This is a genomic window from Desulfovibrio simplex (assembly GCF_055387835.1).
This window is the reverse complement of record NZ_AP042377.1, coordinates 1169639-1191521: the sequence shown is the minus strand read 5'-3', so window position 1 is coordinate 1191521 and position 21883 is coordinate 1169639. Positions and strand designations below refer to the sequence as shown.

Annotated in this window: 21 protein-coding genes; 10 read left to right on the top strand and 11 right to left on the bottom strand. The window is 55.0% G+C overall.

Annotated features, from left to right (window positions below; all coding sequences use genetic code 11):
* The first annotated feature begins 78 nt into the window (after nt 1–78).
* The 4 genes from ACZ5DH_RS04870 (at nt 79) to ACZ5DH_RS04855 (ending at nt 4507) form a co-directional block, all read left to right on the top strand.
* Nucleotides 79–612 (top strand): HIT family protein, encoded by a 534-nt coding sequence (locus ACZ5DH_RS04870; protein ID WP_464256506.1) that lies wholly within the window; start codon nt 79–81, stop codon nt 610–612.
* A 166-nt stretch (nt 613–778) separates the two neighbouring features.
* Nucleotides 779–1210 carry a LapA family protein gene (locus ACZ5DH_RS04865; RefSeq protein WP_464256013.1) on the top strand — a complete coding sequence of 144 codons (432 nt, stop codon included), beginning with the start codon at nt 779–781 and terminating at the stop codon, nt 1208–1210.
* 104 nt (nt 1211–1314) lie between these two features.
* Nucleotides 1315–4107 carry a DNA mismatch repair protein MutS gene (gene mutS, locus ACZ5DH_RS04860; RefSeq protein ID WP_464256012.1) on the top strand — a complete coding sequence of 931 codons (2793 nt, stop codon included), beginning with the start codon at nt 1315–1317 and terminating at the stop codon, nt 4105–4107.
* Complete coding sequence (locus tag ACZ5DH_RS04855; RefSeq protein ID WP_464256011.1) at nt 4094–4507, top strand: DnaJ family domain-containing protein; 414 nt, start codon at nt 4094–4096, stop codon at nt 4505–4507. The genes mutS and ACZ5DH_RS04855 overlap by 14 nt, the downstream gene beginning before the upstream one ends.
* Nucleotides 4508–4532: 25 nt before the next feature.
* Here ACZ5DH_RS04855 and ACZ5DH_RS04850 read toward each other — a convergent pair whose 3' ends face one another.
* The 4 genes from ACZ5DH_RS04850 to rimI all read right to left on the bottom strand — a co-directional run bounded on the left by ACZ5DH_RS04850 (nt 4533) and on the right by rimI (nt 7589).
* Entirely contained in the window at nt 4533–5633 is a 1101-nt protein-coding gene (locus tag ACZ5DH_RS04850; RefSeq protein ID WP_464256010.1) for a Smr/MutS family protein, read from the bottom strand.
* A 292-nt stretch (nt 5634–5925) separates the two neighbouring features.
* Nucleotides 5926–6306, bottom strand: a complete 381-nt coding sequence (gene secG, locus ACZ5DH_RS04845; protein WP_464256505.1) for a preprotein translocase subunit SecG — start codon at nt 6304–6306, stop codon at nt 5926–5928.
* Between the two features lie 53 nt (nt 6307–6359).
* The gene (tpiA, locus tag ACZ5DH_RS04840; RefSeq protein ID WP_464256009.1) at nt 6360–7127 is read right to left on the bottom strand and encodes a triose-phosphate isomerase; all 768 of its coding nucleotides are present in this window, start codon (nt 7125–7127) and stop codon (nt 6360–6362) included.
* 18 nt (nt 7128–7145) lie between these two features.
* Complete coding sequence (gene rimI, locus ACZ5DH_RS04835; protein ID WP_464256008.1) at nt 7146–7589, bottom strand: ribosomal protein S18-alanine N-acetyltransferase; 444 nt, start codon at nt 7587–7589, stop codon at nt 7146–7148.
* A gap of 28 nt (nt 7590–7617) precedes the next feature.
* Between rimI and ACZ5DH_RS04830 the strand changes: the two genes are divergently transcribed.
* Entirely contained in the window at nt 7618–8133 is a 516-nt protein-coding gene (locus ACZ5DH_RS04830) for an NUDIX hydrolase (protein WP_464256007.1), read from the top strand.
* Nucleotides 8134–8167: 34 nt separating this feature from the next.
* Here ACZ5DH_RS04830 and ACZ5DH_RS04825 read toward each other — a convergent pair whose 3' ends face one another.
* From ACZ5DH_RS04825 to ACZ5DH_RS04815, 3 genes are all read right to left on the bottom strand, one after another.
* Nucleotides 8168–8953 (bottom strand): inositol monophosphatase family protein, encoded by a 786-nt coding sequence (locus tag ACZ5DH_RS04825; protein ID WP_464256006.1) that lies wholly within the window; start codon nt 8951–8953, stop codon nt 8168–8170.
* A 211-nt stretch (nt 8954–9164) separates the two neighbouring features.
* A complete protein-coding gene (gene mreB / locus ACZ5DH_RS04820) occupies nt 9165–10190 on the bottom strand; it encodes a rod shape-determining protein MreB (protein ID WP_464256005.1) in 1026 nt (341 codons plus the stop codon).
* Between the two features lie 2 nt (nt 10191–10192).
* Entirely contained in the window at nt 10193–11287 is a 1095-nt protein-coding gene (locus tag ACZ5DH_RS04815; protein WP_464256004.1) for a GAF domain-containing protein, read from the bottom strand.
* Nucleotides 11288–11513: 226 nt separating this feature from the next.
* Between ACZ5DH_RS04815 and ACZ5DH_RS04810 the strand changes: the two genes are divergently transcribed.
* Genes ACZ5DH_RS04810 through ACZ5DH_RS04795 form a run of 4 tightly spaced genes read left to right on the top strand, consistent with a single transcriptional unit; the run spans nt 11514 to nt 16062 of the window.
* Entirely contained in the window at nt 11514–13232 is a 1719-nt protein-coding gene (locus tag ACZ5DH_RS04810) for a hypothetical protein (protein ID WP_464256003.1), read from the top strand.
* On the top strand, nt 13229–13984 hold the full coding sequence (locus ACZ5DH_RS04805; RefSeq protein WP_464256002.1) for a 16S rRNA (uracil(1498)-N(3))-methyltransferase: 756 nt from the start codon (nt 13229–13231) through the stop codon (nt 13982–13984). The genes ACZ5DH_RS04810 and ACZ5DH_RS04805 overlap by 4 nt, the downstream gene beginning before the upstream one ends.
* On the top strand, nt 13981–15204 hold the full coding sequence (locus ACZ5DH_RS04800) for a replication-associated recombination protein A (protein WP_464256001.1): 1224 nt from the start codon (nt 13981–13983) through the stop codon (nt 15202–15204). The genes ACZ5DH_RS04805 and ACZ5DH_RS04800 overlap by 4 nt, the downstream gene beginning before the upstream one ends.
* A 3-nt stretch (nt 15205–15207) precedes the next feature.
* Complete coding sequence (locus tag ACZ5DH_RS04795; RefSeq protein WP_464256000.1) at nt 15208–16062, top strand: lysophospholipid acyltransferase family protein; 855 nt, start codon at nt 15208–15210, stop codon at nt 16060–16062.
* A gap of 247 nt (nt 16063–16309) precedes the next feature.
* On the opposite strand, the gene ACZ5DH_RS04790 is transcribed toward ACZ5DH_RS04795, so the two are convergent.
* The 4 genes from ACZ5DH_RS04790 to ACZ5DH_RS04775 all read right to left on the bottom strand — a co-directional run bounded on the left by ACZ5DH_RS04790 (nt 16310) and on the right by ACZ5DH_RS04775 (nt 19756).
* Nucleotides 16310–16591 carry a hypothetical protein gene (locus ACZ5DH_RS04790; RefSeq protein WP_464255999.1) on the bottom strand — a complete coding sequence of 94 codons (282 nt, stop codon included), beginning with the start codon at nt 16589–16591 and terminating at the stop codon, nt 16310–16312.
* A gap of 243 nt (nt 16592–16834) precedes the next feature.
* Entirely contained in the window at nt 16835–18307 is a 1473-nt protein-coding gene (locus ACZ5DH_RS04785; protein ID WP_464255998.1) for a DUF438 domain-containing protein, read from the bottom strand.
* Nucleotides 18308–18563: 256 nt separating this feature from the next.
* Nucleotides 18564–18836 carry a cupin domain-containing protein gene (locus ACZ5DH_RS04780; protein ID WP_464256504.1) on the bottom strand — a complete coding sequence of 91 codons (273 nt, stop codon included), beginning with the start codon at nt 18834–18836 and terminating at the stop codon, nt 18564–18566.
* Nucleotides 18837–19294: 458 nt separating this feature from the next.
* Nucleotides 19295–19756, bottom strand: coding sequence for a pyridoxamine 5'-phosphate oxidase family protein (locus ACZ5DH_RS04775; protein WP_464255997.1), 462 nt, complete (start codon nt 19754–19756; stop codon nt 19295–19297).
* A gap of 345 nt (nt 19757–20101) precedes the next feature.
* Here ACZ5DH_RS04775 and pdxR point away from each other — a divergent pair, with 345 nt between their 5' ends.
* Nucleotides 20102–21523, top strand: a complete 1422-nt coding sequence (pdxR, locus tag ACZ5DH_RS04770; protein ID WP_464255996.1) for a MocR-like pyridoxine biosynthesis transcription factor PdxR — start codon at nt 20102–20104, stop codon at nt 21521–21523.
* Nucleotides 21524–21883: the final 360 nt, after the last annotated feature.

Genomic DNA, 21883 nt, shown 5'->3' with positions numbered 1-21883 from the left:
GATTATTGGATTGTCATCAGGCGGGCTGGCGGCTTGCCTCTTGCTCCCGATGGTCAAGCGGTGTATAGAAAAAAAATTATGAAACAATTATGGGCACCTTGGCGTATCGAATACATACTAGGACCAAAACCAGATTCCTGTGTGTTCTGCCTTTCCGCCGACGGATTGGATGACGAAGAACGTCTTGTTCTTTACAGAGGCCGTCACGCCTTTGTCATCATGAATAAATTCCCGTACAACAATGGGCATATCATGGTCTGTCCTTACAGGCACGTCATGAACCTTGCCGATTTGACCACTGAAGAGGCCCATGAAGTCATGGACCTTCTGCAGGTCTGCGCCGCAATTTTGAAAAGACACTTTACGTGTGCAGGCATCAACGTCGGCCTCAACCAGGGAGAGGCCGCGGGCGCGGGCATCAGGGAGCATCTGCATTTTCATCTGGTGCCGCGTTGGATTGGAGATTCGTCATTTATGGCAGTCTTTAATGAAGTGCGTACCATGCCCGAGCATCTGAGCCGCAGCTACGCTGCGTTGAAACCCTATTTCACGAAGGACGCCATGGCCGGGGAGCCATGTAGCGCCGGTTCCTTGCCCCATCAGGAAGGTTGAGATCAACTCAGGAATGGTTGATGAAGGAGTGGCAGGAAGTTTTTTTGCGCCGCGGCGGCGTGAAAAAACCGGCTGGAGAGCGCAGGCTGTGCCCCACGGGGCGGGCGGCATTCTCAAAAAGCCCGTGAAGATTTTTTGAGATAGCTTTAGCCTGAGGAGTGTGTCTATGCGGTATATCAAGGTTCTCTTGCTGGCCATCGTTTTCTTTCTTGCTCTCGTATTCTTTTTTCAGAATCAGGGACCTCTCTCACAAGACATGGTGCTCACGCTCCATCTTTTCTTTATCCCGCCAATGCATTCCATCCCCCTGCCTTTCTACTTTCTGGTGATCGCGGCCTTTGCGCTTGGATCATTGCTCACCCTGAGCTTCCTTGTGTGGGACAAGCTGAACCTCTCTGCCCGCCTTATGAAGCACAAGTGGCACATCAGCAATCTTGAGCGCGAAATGGCCAAACTGAAAAAGAAGTCAGACGTCGAAGCTTCTAAGATCAGCTTTCTTCAGAAGAACAAGGAAAAAACCGAAGGCGCTCAGGCGGCGGAAACCAAGCCGCTGCAGGCTGCTGACGAGTCCCTCGTGCCTGATCCCGACAAGCAGTAAGAATTTGCCTTCAGCCTTCCGGCGCTGCCCGATGCGCTTCGGGCAGCGCCATATGCCGATAATTTATACAGCGGTACAACAATTATTGCCCATGAAGCACCACCATGTCTGAGCCCACTTTCAAAATGACTCCCATGTTTGAGCATTACATGAGCATCAAGGCTGACTACCCTGATGCTCTGCTTTTTTACCGCATGGGCGATTTTTATGAGCTTTTTTTCAGCGACGCCGAAGTGGCCGCCCGTGAACTTCAGATAACGCTCACGAGCCGCAGCAAGGATACGCAAAATCCCGTTCCCATGTGCGGGGTGCCCTGGCACGCCGTTGACGCTTACGTGGCCCAGCTTGTGGACAAAGGCTATCACATTGCCATTTGTGATCAGGTTGAAGACCCCAAAACAGCCAAAGGTCTTGTCAAAAGAGCCGTAACCTGCGTCAAGACTCCCGGAACCGTGGTGGATGACGCCAACCTGAACACCAAAAGCCACAATTACCTTGGGGCGCTTTGTCCTTGCGCGGACAGTGAGGGAGGCGGTTTCGCCTGGGCGGACGTGTCCACCGGGCAATGGAGCGGCGTAGATTTCAAGCGCCAGGCAGAACTGTGGCAATGGGTGCAAAAAATGGCGCCACGCGAACTGCTGGTGCCCGAAGGCGTCCAGCCGCCGCCCCGCACCCTGCTTGAGGGCGTTCGTCTGGTGCGTCAGCCCGCAAGCGTTTTTGAACTCAAGCGCGCCACGGAGCGGGTGCTCTCGGCCCAGGGCGTGCGGGAAGCGGGCGCTCTCGGCCTTACCGGGCATAATGAGATCATGCGGGCCTGCGGTGCGCTGCTTGCGTACCTTGCGCAAACGCAGATGCGCAGCCCCGAGCACCTCAAGCCGTTTCAACGCCTTGATCTCAGTCGCCGCCTTGTGGTTGACGAGGTGACGGAACGCAACCTGGAGATTTTCACACGCCTGAATGGCCGTAAGGGAAAAGGCACCCTGAGGCATGTTCTTGATGATACCATGACGCCTATGGGGGGACGGCTGCTTGAAGACATGCTGCGCCATCCGTGGCGTGAAGTTTCTCCCATTACGCGCATTCAGGACGTAGTGGCCTGGTTTTACGCCGACGACGGCCGCCGCTCAACTTTGCGGGACGCGCTTAACAACGTGTATGACATGGAGCGTCTGTCCACGCGCATCAGCCTGAATCAGGGCAGCCCCCGCGACTTTATTGCCCTGCGCAACAGCCTGGCGGCGTTGCCGCAGGTTTATGCCGTGCTGACGGGCAATTCAGCGCCGTCAATTCTCCAGAGGCCCGATCAGGAAGATGACGCAACGCAGACTGTCGGCCCCGAGGCCGCGCCTCCCGAGGCTGTGGCCGACATCATCAAGACCTGGGACGCCATGGAGGACTGCACGGCGCTCCTGCTGAGCGCGCTTGTGGACACCCCCCCGCCGGTTATTACCGATGGCGGCCTTTTTAAAAGCGGCTACAACGCCGAACTGGACAGGCTGCTTGATCTCGCTGAACACGGCGAACAAAAACTGCAGGCCATGCTTACCGAGGAGCAGACCACAACAGGCATCGCCAAACTCAAACTGGGATATAACCGTGTATTCGGTTACTATTTTGAAGTGTCGCGCGCCGCTCACACCGGCACCATGCCCTACCACTTCATCCGCCGCCAGAGCCTTGCCAATGCTGAGCGTTTTACCACTGAAGAGCTTAAGAGCCTTGAAGAAGAACTGCTTTCAGCATCAGACAAACGCAAAGCACTGGAATACAGCCTTTTTCAGGACCTGCGTCAGCACATGGCGCAGCAGCGTGAACGCATCAGCCACATGGCCCAACTGATCGGCCACCTGGATTACTGGCAAAGCCTTGCCCAGGTCGGACGCCTCAACAACTGGTGCCGCCCCGAATTGACAGCGGACGCAAACCTGGCCATTCGTGAGGGCCGTCACCCCGTGGTGGAGGCCATGCTTGGCCGCGCCAATTTTGTGCCCAACGATTTCCGTCTGGATGACAAACGCCGCCTGTGCCTGCTTACCGGCCCCAATATGGCGGGCAAATCAACCGTGCTGCGTCAGGTGGCAATCATCTGCCTGCTTGCGCAGATGGGGGCAATGGTTCCGGCCACATCCGCGCGACTTGGCCTTGTGGACAGATTGTTCTCGCGCGTGGGGGCTTCTGACAATCTGGCTCAGGGGCAAAGCACCTTTATGGTCGAAATGATGGAAACTGCCCGTATTTTGCGTCAGGCAACACGTCGCAGCCTTATCATTCTGGATGAAATCGGGCGCGGCACCAGCACCTATGATGGCGTGGCCCTGGCCTGGGCCATGGTCGAAGACCTGTCCAGACGTGCCCAGGGCGAGCTGCGCACGCTCTTTGCCACGCACTATCATGAGCTTACGGCCCTCGAAGGCCGTGTGGACGGCGTTTTTACAATGAATATAGCCATCAGCGAATATAGTGGCGATATTCTTTTTCTGCACAAGCTTGTGCCTGGCCCTGCTGACAGAAGCTATGGCGTTGAGGTGGCGAGGCTCGCCGGCGTGCCCGGCCCGGTAGTGCAGCGCGCGAGGGCCATACTGGCCAATCTTGAGCGCGGGCGCGACGTCGCGCGCAAGGCGGTGGTCACAGCCGTATGCCTGCCTGGGCTGGACTTGCCTGAACCCAAGACAAAAGCCACGGATGACCTGCCCTGCCTGCAAGCGGCTCCGCCGCGAGCGGAGCATCCGGTGGTTGAACTGCTGCGCCATATGCAGCCTGAAGAGCTGAGCCCCCTTGACGCGCTGAAAACACTGATGGAATGGAAAAGCCTCTGGGGGACAGCCGCCACATCTTCAACGCAGACACAAGACAGCCAGCAGGAAGCGCCCGAAGGAGAAGGCCATGGCAGGGGCTAATCCCTGGTCTGTCATCCAGTTCATTGCTGAAAGACGCATTGAAGAGGCCCAGGCGCAGGGGCTTTTTGACAATTTGCCAGGGCAAGGCAAACCGCTGGAACTGGAAGACACGAGCCATGTGCCCGAGGAACTGCGCATGGCCTACAAGATTTTGAGCAATGCGGGCTGTCTGCCCCCGGAGTTGGCCGAACGCAAGGAACTGACCCGTCTTGTGGACATGCTGGACAACTGTGAGGATGAACAGGAGCGTGTGCGACAGATGCAAAAGCTGCGCTTTATGATTGCGCGTGCAAAAATGCGCTGCCAGCGCCATTTGCAGCTTGAGCAGGACGATCCTTACTATGACAGGCTACTGGACAGGCTGTCCGCGTCAGGCAAAAGAAACCCGCGTTCTGCCTGACGCTTTCGCCTTCGGGTGGCCCTGCTCAATAAAGATCGTCATCCGCTGGCGTGCGTTCCCAATAAACGCGCCCCTTTTTTTTGTATTTGCGCAGTAATACATAGACGCTGCCGGGGCCCCCATCGTGGGGCTGCGCAGTGCAGAAGGCCAGCACGACCCTTTTGAAGGGGTCCTGTGTCAGCCAGTTTTGCAGCTTTTCACGCAAGATGCCTATCCCGTCCGGAGAGTTGCGCCCCCGGCCCGGCACCACCAGCACCGTGCGCAATCCTTTATACCAACCGCCGCGTAAAAAACCGCGCAAGGCCTCAAAAGCCTGAAGAGCATTGAGTCCGTGCAGGTCCAGATGCGCTTCGGGGCTGAAGGAGCCTGCCCGCAGCTTGTTTATGGTCATCTGATCGAGTCCCACCACATGCCCTTCGAGGTATTCGTCTGAAAAAGACAGGGCAAATTCCAGCTTGCCGTCCATAAAATCCTGAAGGCTGATCTCTCCGTGAGGCGGCGGCGTGGCCGCATCAGGCACTGGCGCCACATCACGCCCGCGCCCTTGAAGAGGGACTACCTCGCCCATGGCCTGAAGGAAAACGGCGTCGTCTGCATCGGCGTCAGTCATGTCATTGTTATGGCTCCCCTCACGTGGGGAGAGTTGTGCCGCATCGGGGCCGGAACTCATTTTTGCGCCCATGCGGAGGCCGTCCTGCGTTGCATCAGGCTGGGTCGCCCTCTTGGTTGGCATAGCGCTGGCCTTCTTTGCCCCCTCCTCACGTTCCAGCCGGGGAACAGGCATGTTTTTTTTGCCTTTTTTTTGCTTGCTTTCTGCATCGCCGCGATCAGGCAAGCTGGCATGCTCTTCAAGCAGGAACGTCCCAGGGCCGGATTGCTTCGGCGTTCTATTTGTCCCACGGGGGGCTTTTGATGCCTGCAGCTGCCCTATGGAGCGTAAAAAAAGATCGCGCTCTTCCTCGTCAAGGCCAGAGTCGCTTCCTGCGGGCGTGGGGTGGGTCTTTTGAAAATTTCTGTTTTTGGCAGCAGCGCGGGATCCCGCAGGCTTTCGCGCGTTTTTTTCAGGAAGCTTGCCGATATTGAGCGATCTGAAAGGATTTTCACCAAAAGAATCGGAGTCGGACATGGTCAACCCCACAGGGAGAGTTTTGAGCGTTGTTACCCGTACTATTATCGTGCCAGCCGCAAAGCTTCATCATCGCCTGACGGTTGCCGCTTGAAACGCTCGGTGACTGCGTGAGCTGGCGCTCGCCCTAAAGGCGTAAGCACTGTATCTGCGCGTTATATACCATAAACGCCGCGTCATGGCCTTTGAGAATCTATCTTCTCAAAAATATTTTCTCTGGGCAAAGATACTTGCTCTGGCTGAAAAAAAAGCCGCGGCAGGCCGCGGCTTTTTCAATCATGAAATCAAAGTGCTACTGCCCCGCAGGCGCGGCATCCTGATTGCCGGCAGGAGCAGACTGCTGCCCGGCGGGAGCCGCTGGTGCGGTCTGAACGGGCGGCGCGGCATTGGTCCTGGGTGCCGCAGGTTCTTCAATTTTTACATTAAGAATGGTAGATTCGCTGCTGGGCCGCGAACTGGTGACATACGTGTAACTCAAAGAGGTGATAACAAAAATCACCGCCATAAGCGTGGTAAGTTTGGCAAGAATGCCGCCAGCGCCACCACTGCCGAAAACAGAAGTGTTGCCCCCGCCAAATATGACGCCCATGCCTTCCTTGCCCGATTGCAAAAGTACAAGGATGATAAGCAACACGCATACAATGATATGCAGCGTAAGAATGAGAGTCTGCACGTATTCCTCCTCGCCGTCCGGCCACTGCCCGACGGCGCGCCAGAAGTTGGGCATCAGGCCCCGATAATTTGTAGGAAGCTTTGCGCCTCTAAAGAGGCTCCTCCTACCAAAAGACCATCCACGTTGTCAAGGGCAATAAGGGCTCCGGCATTGTCTGGCTTGACGCTGCCGCCATACAGAATGGGCAGTTTTTTGCCGGTTTCGCCCATAAATTTTTCAAGCAGGGCACGTGTGACGCCGTGTGCTTCGCGCACTTCACCGGGGCCAGCCACCTTGCCGGTGCCGATGGCCCACACTGGTTCGTAGGCAATGGCGAAGCGTCCGGTCAGGGCGTCATCAGCCATGGCAGCAGGTTTGGACGAAAAAAAAGCCGTCAATTGACGCTCCAGGACCGCATAAAGATTGCCCTGCTCACGCTCTTCAAGTTTTTCACCAATGCAGAGCATGGTTTTCATGCCGTGACTTAAGGCAAATACTGTCTTGCGCGCGACCATCTCATCGCTCTCGCCAAAAATATGCCGCCGCTCGGAGTGTCCGGCAAGCACCCATTCCGCGCCCACATCCCGCAGCATGTCCACAGAAACTTCCCCTGTGAACGCGCCTTCAGGCGCGGGATAAAAATTCTGCGCACCCACAGTCAGCGACTTTTGCCCGCGAAAGGCCTGGGCCACACATTCAATGGCCGTCGCTGGTGGAAAGACAACAACTTCTCGCCCTTCCGGCAAAACCCCGGGCAGGGCCGCAGCTATCTCAGCAGCGGTGGTTGCAGCCTCCGTGCGGTTTTTGTACATTTTCCAGTTGGCGGCAATAATCTTATGCATAACGTCCCCCTCGAGGCGTTAAAACTGACAGGAGTCAAGCTCACATCGGTAGATAAGGGCGTCTTCACCCGTGTCGGCATAGTAATTGCGGCGTCGTCCCACTTTCTGGAAGCCGCAGCCTTCGTACAAGGCAATGGCAGCCCTGTTCCCCGTTCGTACTTCAAGCAAGACTTTATGAATATCCATTTTACGCGCCAGACGCAAGACAGTGCGCAAAATGCGCTTTCCGTGTCCAAGGCGGCGCATATGAGGTCGCACCGCAAGATTGAGTATTTCCAGCTCATCATCGGTATGATAAATGGAAATGTAGCCTGCGAGGCATTCACCATTGAACAGGCCAAATGCCGCGAAGGCCTTTTGGCCAAAGGCAGCACGGCATTGCTCTTCTGACCAGGGCAACGTAAAACACTCGCGTTCGATAGAAGACATTTTTTCGGCATGGCATGCTTCAAGTTGCCGCATGCGCCATGCCTGCCCTGTGGACATGCTCATGAAAACATTTCCTTATGAAGGCCTGAAAAATCCGGCACAAAGCCTTGAAGTGGTGGACAGCAACAATGCGCCCCTGTGCATTATGGCAAAAGAAGATGTTTTGCGCCAAGGGCTGCCGCACCGCAGCGTGGCGCTGCTTATCCGCGACAGAAGCGGGCGCGCCCTGCTGACCCTGGGTGAACAGGGCTGGGGATTTTCGTCATATGCTCAGGTTGCGGCCGGCATCTCGTGCGAGAGCAGCGCACATAATATTCTGTTTCAGGAATGGAGTCAGGAGGGCGGCCGCCTTGCGCACCTTGGGCTCATGCCGCCTTCACTCAGTAATGGACTGACCTTTCTTCACCTGTATACGGCCAGCCTGCCGCGTTCCATCATTAACGCCAGAGCCCTCGCGCGCGACAGACACCTGCTGGTGGATCAGGATGAACTGAAAGGACTGGGCGCTCACTTTGGCGACCTGCTCTCTCCTGTCATGAACGCCGCCCTTGAGGGAGGATACCTCTCGCATTTCTGAGCAGCTCAGTTTCCGCAGCCGAACCGGTTTATGCTCAGGTCGTGGGGCTCAGCAAATCAACAGCCAGGGCGTGCAAACGCCCATTGCTCGCAAGAAGAGGTTCGCCAAAACGCAAAGGATCGCCGTTCAGGTTGCTGATGCGTCCCCCCGCCTCTTCCACAAGCAGCATGCCCGCAGCGTAGTCCCACGGTTTGAGCCCGGCTTCGTAAAAAATATCCAGCTTTCCGCAGGCGACATACGCCAGATCTATGGAGGCCGCGCCAATGCGCCGCACACCTTGCGCCATGGGCAACACCAGGGCAAGACGTTCCATTATTTCCGACAGCCGGGTGGCAATGTCATAGGGAAAGCCTGTGCCCACCAGGGCGTCATTGAGACTGTCCACCCCACTCACGCTGATGGGCTTGTCATTGCAGAAGGCCCCGTGCCCACGCGCCGACCAGTAGCAGCGATGCAGCATGGGCACATTGACAATGCCAAGCTCGACACGCCCGTTGTGCCACAGGGCCACTGATGTGCCCACCTGGGGAATGCGGTGCACAAAGTTGGTGGTGCCGTCCACGGGGTCGATGATCCAGCAAAGTTCGTCAGGCGCCTGGTCATCACTGCTGCTTTCCTCAGCGAGAAAGCACGCGCCGGGCACGAGGTCTGCCAGCTTTTCCTTTAAAAAGGCTTCTACGGCCAGGTCAGTCTGGGTAACCAGGTCAATGCTGCCCTTATGGCGCACATTACTGGGTAAATCCCAGTGTTCCCGTATGATCTCACCGCTTTGCAGGACAATATCCACGCAGTCTTTGAGAATGGAACTGGCATCAATCATGAAAAATCCTTTGTTTCAAGTCGAAGCGCCAAGGAGGCTCGCCAAACCCGCCTGGCAGAAGCCGGACGTGTCAGAGCGTGTTACCGTTGAAAAGGGTCACAGCTCTACCGCTGTGCGAGAGTGCAGCGTGCCGCAACGTGGCGTGGACTCGCCGAAAATTACACTTTTTGGCAGAATGACAAATTGAAATGTGAAGCATTTCAAAGGTTATCTAGTTGATAAAGACGGAGCGGTACGTTTCGCGGTCAAGCATGGCTTTGGCTGTGCCGCGCAACACGGTGGTAAGCGGATCTTTATCGACAAAAACCTTGAGGCGGGTTTCCCGGGCGATATACTCGTCGAGCCCTTTGAGCAGTGAACCTCCACCAGCCATGAGCATGCCATTGCGGTAGATGTCCGCGGCAAGTTCGGGCGGTGTTTTTTCCAACGCGCGCAACACTACTTCAAGAATGGCCTGAACAGGCTCACGCAAGGCTTCACGAACATGAGCTTCTGTTACCTTGACCACGCGGGGACCGCCGCGAACCATATCCTTGCCCGAAACCTCAAGTATGGGGGCGTTGGGTATGGGCATGGCGGAGCCTATAATCTTTTTCACGTTTTCAGCCGTGTTGTCTCCTACTTCCATACGAAATGCATCACGCATGAAGCGCTGCACCGCCAGGTTCATGGCGTCTCCCGCTATCCGTACCGACTGGGTATTGGCAACACCGGACAGGGTAATGACCGCGACTTCGCTGGTGCCGCCGCCAATGTCCAGAACAAGATTGCCCAGGGGTTCGTGGATGGGTAAATCAGCCCCTATGGCAGCAGCCATGGGTTCTTCGATCATTGAGACGTCTGCCGCTCCGGCCAGCATGGCCGCGTCAATGACAGCCCTTTTTTCAACCTGGGTAATGCCTGTGGGGATACAGATGGACATGGAGGGCCTGACCAGACGAAGTCCCGTGATGGCCTTGCGCGCAAAATAGGAAATCATGGCCCGAGTGACGTCAAAGTCGGCGATGACGCCATCCTTCATGGGGCGAACCGCGCGAATGCGCTGGGGTGTCCGTCCGATATATTCTTTTGCGGCGGCCCCCACGGCAAGGACCTTGCCGGTGTGCGCGTCAAGGGCAACGACTGACGGCTCGTTGACGACTATGCCGTGCGCCCTGGTGTAAAGCAGGGTGTTGGCGGTGCCAAGATCCATGGCTATGTCTTTCGACAGAAAACGGAAAATGCGCCGCAACAGCATAATTAGTATTCTTTTTGAGGTGGCATGGGGGCGCTGTCCGGGTCATATACCTGGGGTCCGTCACTGTGCACCCTGGCTCGGGGCAGCATGGTGCGCAACCGTACCTTGAGGTACAGATTTTCCAGAAACAGCGCCAGATGGTCTACAGCCTGACGCACAAAACTGCGCATGGATTCATCAATCTGCCTGGGCTGCGTGTGAGCGAGGCACAAAACGCCGCGTGTGCTTTTGTTGACCATAACAGGCATGCAAATGGCGGCTTGAAAATCCGGCATGTCAGGGAGTTTGCCGAATAAAACGGTAGAAGGCGCGCCCTCTACCCCTTCGGCCACCACGGGCTGGTCGTTGTGAAAAACCCAGCCGGTTATGCCGCTGCCCATCGGCAAGATGAGGGGTTCCTGCCCGTCAAGAAGAAGCCGTGCGGATTCCGCTTCCACGCAATACGTTTCACCAGGGGTGTCCACCGAAGCAAAGGCGCAGTAGTCAAAGCCCGTAGCCTCAACCATGATGCGCAGATAGTTCTGTAAAAATTGCGGCCAGCGTTTATAACGAAAGCGCAGGTCCTGTATGACGCCCAATTCCACAAAGTAGCGTGGAATATTGCCAGTCAGATCCTGGCGGCCCTTGCTGCCCTGCTGTCGCGCCACAAGTTCCGCAAACATCTGCAAAATTTTGTGGTCTTTGTCAGAAAAAGAATACTGTCTTTTGCTGTCAACGCACAACGCCCCTCCGGTGGGCACGGGGCAGCCCATGAAGGCCTTGATGGAGGCCTCTTCGCCGCCGGAGTAGTAACCGAGGTTGCTCTGCCGCTGATCGAAATTGGGGACAAGAAGAGGCTGACGGTTGCGTACAATCCAGCCCACCAGTCCCTTGCCAGGCAACACTGTGGCCTTGGCCCCGATTTTGTCGCCAAGGCTGAAGGAGGCGGCGAGGTGGTGCCCTTCTCCTTCTTCGTCAGGTAAAAACAAAACAACAGAGTATGCGTCAAAAACGCTGCAAACGATGCTGAGTATATGTTTTTCTAAAGAATTTTCAGTCATGGTGCTGTGGGTTTTATGGTGATGCGGATCGACCGCCAAGATTATTGACAAGCTCATTTCTTGTAGCAAAGCGTACCGCCCCCCGCAACTGCTTTTGATCATAGGACGATGCAACAGGTCAGGCAACCTGAAGAAAAATAGACAAATTTGTGAAAATATGGCTCCGCTGCCCCTGTAAGGGGTTGACTCTTGTGTAAAATATTTATTTATCAACTATGCCCACTGGAATTATTTTAAAAATAAGTATAAAAAATTGAGAAAGACTGGTCTGTAGGGTGCAGGAATGATTAAGTGGCAAGAGGTCTTCAGCAAAAATGGTCAACCCTGGCGGGACGCAGCATGCTTGTCCGCCCCTGTTGCCATCAGCGACCTTGAGTCGCTCAAGAATTTTCTTGATGCCGTACATGTGCGTTTCTGCCTGGTGAAACCCTATCAGGAAAACAAGAACTATCCGGTTGTGGAAGGCCGCGAGCTTCTGCCGTCGTTTGACAATGATATGTTCGAATACAGGGATCTGCCTGGCTTCGCCATGGTGGCTTTTGCCCGCCAACTGGATTATTTTTCCGAGATTTTTCAATTCGACAAGCTGCATCCGGTCGTCACCGAGGGCGAAGGGGCTTCATGCCCGCTGGAAAACCAGGTGATGGGGCAAAACCTGCAAACCCTCGCTTCACGTCTGCCGCGCATGCACCAGGATGTCTTTCGCCAGCAATTCCGCTCCACAGATACTGTGCTGCTGGAAAGCTACCCCGCGCTCATGCCGTACCTGCTCAATATGGACAGGGCGCAAGTGCTGGCCTGGGATGCGGACAACCAGTTTCATCTGGCTGGCGTTTTCGCCTCTTTTCCTTCTGATATTGACAGCGAACTCAAGCGGTTTGGCATACGCATAGGCAAATTTGTCTACGGCGACAGCGATATTTATGAACGCAACCGCATGTTTGTGTATCAGTACCTTATGGAGCTTTACGGCTTTCCCATTGTGTCCGAGCGGCGCACGTCCAGCGCGCTTTTCGCGCGCAAGCTGCATAAAATGGGCGAACATTTTCTTCTGCGAGTTCTTGGACAGACTGACCGCACCCTCACGACCTATGTGTCCACTGGAGGAAACCAGCGCTACCCCCAACTGGAAAAGATAGCCCTGGTCGCTGTGGACGCCGACCACGAAGATGCCCTTGAAATCATAGACCGCGATGGATTTTTCCTTGATAAACCCCGCCGGGTTGTCATATTGCGCGTCAAATACCGCCAGCATACGTTTGATTCGAGCAACGTCCGTCAGGATCGCGCTCTTTCGGTGGTTACCCAGGAAGTGCTGCATCCGCTCACTGGCGAGCGCCTCACCGGGCTCAACCTTATCAAGGATACGTCCAACATGTTCCTGCGCCTGAACGACATTGTGCGCGGCGAATACACGGGGCGTATTGTATTCAAGCGTACCGAAGTTGTGGAAAATACCGACACCCATGAAAAAAGGCTCAAATTTCTGTACAGCTGGCTGACCAAGCACCAGCGCCGCATGATCAGTTATAGCGATGAGTTTTTTTCCAATGTCAGCAAAGTGTTGTGCAATTACCTCTATTCGCCGGACAATGACGACGTTTTTGAAGACCTGCGCGATCTGTATCAGGAAGTCTGCACGCGCTTCAGCTATATTCAGCAGGCCCGTCGGGTGCGGATTCTGGAAGACCTGTGCACGCGCACCTGCAAGGGCGTGCACATCACATACAGGCAGATGCTCAGTGAGGCGCTGGTTCTGCTCAATGAGCTGAAATTCGAAGTGGTCAACTTTTTCCCCATACTGGTGGACGGCATCATTGATTGTGTTGAAAAAATACTGCGCGATCGCTACCTCCAACGCCAGTATCTTGAACCGCCGGAAGATAGCCTGACCCCTGCCGGAATTGAAATACGGAAAAGTTACGGACGCCTCGTTTCTTTGCTGGACGGCTTTAAGGCTGTGCGCAAGGCGCGGATGGGCAAGGAAAGCATGCTAACATGAGTTTGGCGTTATTTTATCTGCCTCCGGAGCACTGGGGGCATGAGGTTCGTCTTGATGGCCAGGAAGCCCGCCATCTGAGTCAGGTTTTGCGCCTTGGGGCGGGCAGCGAAGTCGGGCTTCTTGATGGCCGGGGGCGTCTGGGCCGTTTTGTGGTGCTGAAGGCAGGGAAAAAAATTGTCGACCTGGAGTGCAGGAGCGAAGAATTTTTGCCGCAGCCTGAAGCTCGCGCCGTGGTTGCCCTTGCCTACAGCAAGGCCGTACGACGCGGATTTTTTATGGAAAAGGCCGTGGAGCTCGGCGCGTCAGGCGTATGGCTGTGGCAAGGTGACCACAGTCAGGGCAAGCTTTCCGCAGCAGCACAGGAAGCGTGCCAGGGACAGCTTGTTGCTGGCGCCAAACAGTGCGGCAATCCCTGGTTGCCGGAGGTTCGCGTGCTCGATGGCGGGGTGGACGATCTGGTCAGCCACGCTGCTGAAGCCGACTACCGCATTTTACCATGGGAAGCACAGGACGCTGTGCCCATGCTTTCCCCTGCTTTGGCGGGGCAAAGCGGCCTGACAGTCTATGTTATTGGCCCTGAAGGCGGTTTTTCGCAACGTGAGCTTACCGTGCTCACGCAGTCCGGGTTTTGCGCTGTGAGCCTGGGCGCGCGGGTGCTGCGCTGCGAAACGGCGGCAACCCTCTGCCTTGGCATACACTGGTGGGCTTCGCAGTTGCCAAAGGCTTTACCGCAAGAGGCGGAACGGTCATGACCGTCAACAAACCCCTGCCAGAGCGCATGCGGCCGGATGATCTGGCGCTTTTTCTGGGCCAGACGCATCTTGGCGGGCGCCTGCGCTCGCTCATGCAGGCCCCGCGCCTGCCAAGCCTGCTTTTTTTCGGCCCTCCAGGCTGCGGCAAATCCACGCTGGCCCTGCTACTGGCCAAGTCCACCGGTAAAAACTTTTTGCGGCTCAGCGCGCCTGAGGCCGGTTTGCAGCACCTGCGCCGTTCGCTTTCTGGCGTGGACATTCTTGTCCTTGATGAGTTGCACCGCTTTTCCAAGGCGCAGCAGGACTTTTTTCTGCCTCTGGTAGAATCGGGCGAGCTTACCCTGCTGGCCACAACAACCGAAAATCCTTCGTTCAGCGTCACGCGCCAGTTGCTTTCACGGCTTCATGTGCTGCGTCTACGACCCTTGGGCCGCCCTGAGCTTATGGAACTGGCCAAGCGCGGCGCTGCCGACCTTCAGATGGAAATGTCCGAAGAACTGGCGGACCTGCTGTCTGGCGCGTCGCACGGTGATGCCCGCATGTTGCTGAACCTTGTGGAGTACGTGGCCGCTCTTCCCGCTGATCTGCAAGAACTTGAGCATATTAAAGCCGCACTGCCCGAAGTGCTGGTTCGGCACGATAAAGACGGCGACAATCACTACGAGCTCGCTTCAGCGCTTATCAAATCCATTCGCGGCAGCGATGTTGACGCGGCCCTTTATTATCTGGCCTGTCTGCTTGAGGGCGGTGAAGACCCGCGTTTTGTCTGCCGTCGGCTCATTTTATCGGCTTCGGAAGATGTGGGGCTGGCTGATCCCAATGCCCTGCCGCTGGCGGTTTCCTGCCAGCAGGCTGTGGAATTTGTGGGCATGCCCGAGGGGTTTATTCCCCTGGCTGAGACCGTGACGTATCTGGCCATGGCCCGCAAGAGCAATGCCTCATATGCGGCCTACCTCAATGCCCAGCGTGAAATCAAACTCAACGGCCCGCGCCCTGTGCCACTTCATCTGCGCAATCCCTCTACCCAACTGCAAAAGGAATGGGGCTACGGCAAGGAATACAAGTATCCCCACAACTACCCGGATTCCTGGGTCGACCAGTCCTACCTGCCGCAGGGCCTGGAAGGACGCCGTTTCTATCAGCCACGCGATAATGGTGAAGAACCTCGCCTCTCACAGTGGTGGCGCAAGATTTACAAAATCAAAAAAACGGAAGACTAAGGTATGCACCCTTTTGTTGAAGGCGTCTTTTCGCAAAAATTTCTTACAGGCAATGCATATGCAAGCCAGGACGCGCGCACGGGATTTTTTACGCGGCTTTTTCCATCACTCAGCTTTTACAGCCGCCTTTTCGGCGGCCCTTTGCGCTGGTTGTGTTCCAAGGCCGCCAAGGGACAGTGCGACGACAGCGCCTGGGTGCATGCCAGTGTGTGGGTTTCTGACCTGATGGAGCGCATTGGCTGCCCCATTGAAGTGCAGGGCATGGACGCCATCAACGAAACGGACGGGCCGTGCCTTTTTGTCGCCAACCATATGAGCACGCTGGAAACCTTCATGCTGCCCGGTATGATACGCCCAAGGCGTCCCGTGACCTTTGTGGTCAAAAAAAGTCTGACGACAATGCCCTTCTTTGGCCCTGTCATGTGTTCGCGCGACCCCATAGTTGTCGAGCGCACCAACCCGCGCGAAGATTTGACGGCAGTGCTTGAGGGTGGTCTTGAACGCCTGAAAAAAGGAATATCCATTATTGTTTTTCCGCAGAGTACGCGGTCGCTGGTTTTTGACCAGAGCCACTTCAATTCCATTGGCGTCAAGCTGGCGCGCAAGGCAGGGGTGCCCGTGGTTCCTATCGCGCTGAAGACGGATGCCTGGGGGCAAGGGCGCAAGATCAAGGAACTGGGCCCAGTGCGCCCTGGCATGCCCGTGAGGTATTGCTTTGCAAAACCGATGTACGTGCAGGGTCAAGGCAAGGAAGAACACGCGGCCGTCTGCCAGCATATTGCCAGCCACCTTGAGGAATGGATTCGAAAAGACGGAGCCAATGATTCCCAGCCTCGGCAACGCGCGGTACAAGCCTGAAGTTTTGCAGGCGTGCATCTCGCCTCATGTATAGACCAACAAGACGGCCCCGTCGGAAAAAAGTTCCTGCGGGGCCGTCTTGTTGGCCGGCTTTTTGCTCGAACAAACGTGGTAAGCATTCAAATTTTCGAGACCACGATCTCAAGGGCAAATGCCTTTCCGTATGGTGCACCAAGGGGTTGAGGATGCCTGCACGGCGCGCAACAGCGCGGATAAACAGGCCAGAACCATTTCAGTGCGAATGACACTAGCCGCTGTGAGCGGCGGATTCCGTTACTTCAGTCTTTTTTTGCAGTTTTTTTGAATACAGTGAGAAAAAATAGCTGGAGACGGGCTTCACGCCCACCACCGCAAAAAAGAGAAGAAAATACAGCATGGAATCAATAAGCAACATCTCTGTTGAGCGGTTTTCAAAGCCCAGGCCGCTCAGATAGCCATGCAGCTTCAAAATGACCCAACATGCCAGAAAAAAAACGCCCAAGGCGCACAGGAAACACCTGTCTTTGACCTTTCGCAGCTTTTCTTCCATATATTTCCTCCGCAAGTAAACGGACGTTATGCGCGTCTTGTTCCTGTTTTTCAAACCGGGCAGAATATGGCACAGAACAGAGCTTTACGCTAGTCTTTTCGCCAGTGGATGCGGAGCCTGTTTTTTGGGGAATAGTCATTCGCGCACAGATCGACAATATGCCCTCCTGGCAAAGAATACATAAAAAAGGCAGGAAGTTGCCCTCCTGCCCTTACAGACATTCATCTGTCACGCCCTGTGGCGTTATTCCCATTCAAGCAGTCGCCTCTGGCCGGTCAGAGCGCGTAGATGCGTGGCGTCTTGCCCCACTTCAAGGCAGCCCAGATAGGTTCCCTGCGAATTTCTCAGCGCCAGATACTGGATATGGATGAACTTGCCGCCGAGTTCCAGCCAGAACTCAGCCTTATCACGCTCTCCCCTTTTAAAGGCTTCCAGAATTTCAGTGACCATGTGCACGGATTTGGGGGGATGGCAGTTTTTCACCTCGCGGCCGATAACGGCGGCGCTTCTTGGAAAAATACGGTGCACGCTGTCAGAATAGTAGGCCACCCTGTCATCCGGGCCCACAAAGCTGACATCCACGGGCAAGTTGCAAAGAATGGCATCCACAACCTCTTGAGGCAACTGCCCTGTCGAAAGATCAACAAGCCCTGACTGCCCCGCGCCTTCAGCAGGTCTGACAGCAGACGCGCTCCATTCCCCTTGGGGTGTTATGCCAAAAGAATAGCCGATTTCATCGTCACCCAGGCGGCAGCGGTTCCAGTCTTCCTCGGTAAGCAGCTGAAGGCACATGGGAAAAAGAATGTTTTCTTCTTTGCGAACCATTTCAGCAACCTCATCAACGAGATCCTGCACAGCCGCAGAGCCTTCCACCCTGTTTTTATCAGCCAGAAGTTCCTGCGCCCGGCGGAACTTGCCTCTGATGTCATCGTGCACTTCCCACATGACCTTGCCAGGAGCGCTCAGGTCATGCTTTTCGAGCAGGGGGAAGAGCTGATTTTCCTTACGGACATAATGGGTCTGGATGCCAGCAAGCTCCTGAACAAGAAAACCGAGGCGCTTAAGCACAAAAGGCCATTCAGCCTCGGTTGGCACTTTGGATGGACCCAGTGCTTCCCCGATTTCAGCAAGAAGCTTTTTTGCCTGAACATTTTCCTTCAAATAGGTGTGTACAGGGTGCCCCGGCGGAACCTGCGGCATCTGCTGGCCTTCCAGCGCATCCTGGAACAGGGCCGCGTGCAGGTGGCACATCCGTTTTATTTCCGTCTCGGGCAAGCCCTCGTTCACAAGAGTCTGCTCCAGGGCGGCAATTTCCTGCGGCGTGATATCACCCACAGTTTTATTGAATTTGTCCTGCAACTGGCTGAATTCCACGCCGTCATGAAGATCCTTGATTATTTCCTTGAGAGCGGCCAGGCGTTGCTCCTGGGACGCCTTCGTGTCGCCCGGCTGCACGCCCCTGGCGTCGGGAGGCGCAATTTCAACGGATTCGCCGGCAGTGGTCATGATTTCGCCAGCTATGAACAGGAGAAGTGAAAGAACACTCTCATTACCCATGCCTGCCGCTTTTTCCACAGACGCAACCCTGCCCACTGTCTGACGCAAAAGAGGGTTTTTGAGTTTTTCAAAGCTCTTGTTGTGGTTTGCCAGAGAGTCTATGAGAAAAGGATATTCCGTGGTGAGGGTATAAATACTCGTATCCTTGGTCAGCAACATGGCTACCTCGACTTGTTTGCGCAGCATTTTCCCGGATTGGGCGTTTGAACCGGCAGCGAGCCAGAGCAGTTTTATGCAGTCTTATATTGAAGCTGCCCTGGCTGCTGCATGAGCAGGCACACGCCATGAAGGCGTAAGCGCGGTTCATCCGCACTGTTCCCACCGTAAAAGGGCGGGGCAGAATCCACGCCGCTCTGCGGCGCGCTGCATTCTCGTACAGCGTTAGAGCATGTACCTTTTTCAAAGGTAAAATGCTCTAGATGGGCGGGGTAATGGTCACAAGCAGGCGCATGCGCGTTGTTGCTTCAACCCCGTGAGGTTCACGAATTTCAGAAATGAGAATGTCCCCCGCTTTTGCGGGCAGTTTTACGCCGTCGGCTCCCAGAAAAAAACCCTCGCCTTCAAGAATCTGTATGGACAGCTCCCCGTCCAGATCGTGCGAATGCACGGGAAATACGACGCCAGCATCAAGGTTGAAGTTGATAATCTTGAAATTGGGAGAATCCTCCACAAGGAAGAAACGCTTCATGGCGTTGGCCGAAAATTCTCTGGTGGATTCAAGCTGCAGTATTTTCATGACATTCCCTTTGCCGGTCATGGCTGCTTTAGCGGAGTTGCAGTAGGATGGTTTCACTATGAAACGCACTGGCGGCTGCGTGAGCAGGCGCTCCCCGTGAAGGCGTCAGCGCGGCGTGTCTGCTCTGTCGGGCGCGTAGCGTATGCTGTAAACGTTTAGAACGCATATTCCCAAAGGCATGCAGCACCAGTAACACTATCCTAGAGGTGGGCCGCATGGTTTTCTGTGAGCATGCTCACAATAAGCCATAAATTTTGCCTCTCCCATGCTCATACAATATACCGCAAAACTGCCTTGTCAAATTGCCATATGACATGGCCATGTTATGAAAAAACGAGAAATTAGTTCATGAAATAACAGCTAGTTATGCCTCCTTACAAGATATTCTGCTTTGCAGGGGCTTTCCGCACTTATACCGGATAATATTTTCCCGTGCAGGATTGTATTGAAAGTTCAATGATGCCAGTTAGCTTTAACATCGCATCAGGATATGCCCCACCTTTATGCTGTGGTGCGTATTTACGCACAAAAGCATCCAGTACGGCGATCTTTGCGGCAGTATCGGCAAGCATGGTCGCGTGTCCCCTGATTATAACGCTTTCATAGGCGGTATTTGTTCCACACGGATCGTGTGCATCGTGAACAAGCCCGATCATTCGCTCCACCTCAAAGCCCACGCGTGAATCTCTTTTGATGTTGGCGAGTTTTTCGCCAGCGGCCAAACCATGTATAAATATCTTATCGGCCATAAAAACAAAATGTACTGGCGTAATATAGGGAAAACCATCCGCCCCTGCGCTGGCCAATCTGGCCACCGGTTCAGTGGTAAGCAACGCATGTATTTTTTCTTCTGACAGTGGATATTTTTTCATTCTTGCCTGCATAAAGTCCCTCGTGTATGTTGATGCGACCCCGACAATAGCACTGTTTCATATATAATGAATAGGGACAGTTCGATGCTTTTTTGCCTGACACTTTGACGCGGCGCTGGCATGTTGCCGCGCTGTCTTTGCCAATGACCCGCGGCACTAACGTCCACTCAAAATGAACGTGCTCTGGCGGCCGCGTGGCGGGTGGACGCATGGGCACATCACGTGAAGCCGCAATCCATTCACTGCCATGCGTCAAAACAACCGCCTTCAACCATTGAGCGTCTGTAGTCTTAGCGGCAGTTTGCTCCAGACTCACAACGCTCATAACTGACATGGGAGAACTGTGTGCTGCAACTGGATGCCGACAATGGCGTACCGCTTTTTCAACAGATATACAGTCAGGTACGCGCGGACATCCTGTCAGGCGCCATGCCGGAGGGCACAAGGCTGCCCTCCATCCGCGCAATGGCAAGGCAGATGCATATTGGAAAAAATACTGTTGAGAGCGCATATGCTCAGCTTGCCCTTGAAGGATATGTGTCTGCCCGCCCGGGAAGCGGCTATACGGTCAATTCCATCTACGGGATCATCCCTTCAACAGATTTCGGCCCAGCAAAAAATTTTTCTGCGCCGTCCGGTGCCGGTGAGCAGGCGCGTCGGGAAACCTTCAAGTATGATTTCAGTTATGAAAACTCGGACGGATCAACCTTTCCCGCCGCCATCTGGCGCAAGCTGACAGCAGAGATTTTGTCCGACGGCACAAAATCCGGCTATGCTGCGGAAATGCACCGGTATGGCACCGCGGGCGGTTATATGCCTCTGCGCCGCCAACTGGCCGCCTATCTTTACCAGAGCCGTGGGGTTCGGTGCGCTCCGGAACAGGTGATATTGTGCAGCGGATTGCAGCCTTCAATTATGGTCATTCTGCGCCTGCTGCAGGCGGAATGCCGCATGGTCGCGCTTGAGGATCCGGGGTATGACGGCGCCAGGGCCGTCTATGAGTGTTTTGCCATGCCGGTTGTGTCCGTACCTGTGGATACCGGCGGCATGGACCTTGCCGTGTTGACCGGGTCTTCGGCCCGGCTGGCGCACATAGCGCCATCGCACCAATTTCCAACAGGTGTCGTCACATCTATCAGCAGGCGCATGGAGCTGTTGCAATGGGCTGTGGAAAACAACGCTTTTATCATTGAAGACGACTATGACAGCGAACTTCGGTACAATGGCCGCCCCATCCCGTCGATGCAGTCCATTGACCATGGCGGCCGCGTAATTTACCTTGGCACGTTTTCAAAAGTGCTCTCCCCCGGCATGCGCATGTCCTATATGGTATTTCCTCCTCATCTTCATGACAGGTTCAACTCCGTATTTGCCTGTTTCCAGTGTACAGTTCCCTGGCTTGAGCAGGCCGTATTGCACCGTTTTATGGCCGATGGGCATTGGGAAAAACATCTTCGAAAACTCTGCCTCTTCAAAAAGAAAAAACACGATGTATTTGTGAACACGGTCAACTTTCTTTGGGGTGATAACGTTCGTATCCACGGTCACAATGCGGGGTTGCACATTTTGCTTGAACTGATGGACGGCCCAGACGAAAACGAGCTCACGGCACGGGCCAAAGCCGTTGGCATAAGGGTGTATCCCGCCTCGCGCTTCTGGGCGGACAAAACCCGGTGCCCAAAGAATTGCCTGTTCCTGGGCTACGGCATGCTGTCTGAAACAGACATCATATCCGCCCTGAATGCATTGAAAAAAGCGTGGTCCTAGAGCAGATTAACTTTGAAATGTGAAGCATTTCAAAGTGTTCATTCAGCCGAAAAAAGCGATTTGCGGTAGCCGTTAGCGGGGCTTTACCGCTTACGGATAGCGACAGCCATCAGTAGGCTGTCCGCTCAATTAACCAATGCTGTCTTTGCGGCAGCCGTTGCTTTAGCCGTTGTGACGCAGGCTTCAGCCGTTGTGACGCAGGCTTCAGCCGTTGCGACGCAGGAAGCTACGGATAAAGCTCGGCTGAATTAACGCCACGTTGTGGCGCACTGCCCTTTCGTGCAGCATTAGAGCATTTACACTTTTTCAAAGTTAAAATGCTCTGGCCTGGCGTCGCCAGCATGAATTGCATCTTGAAAA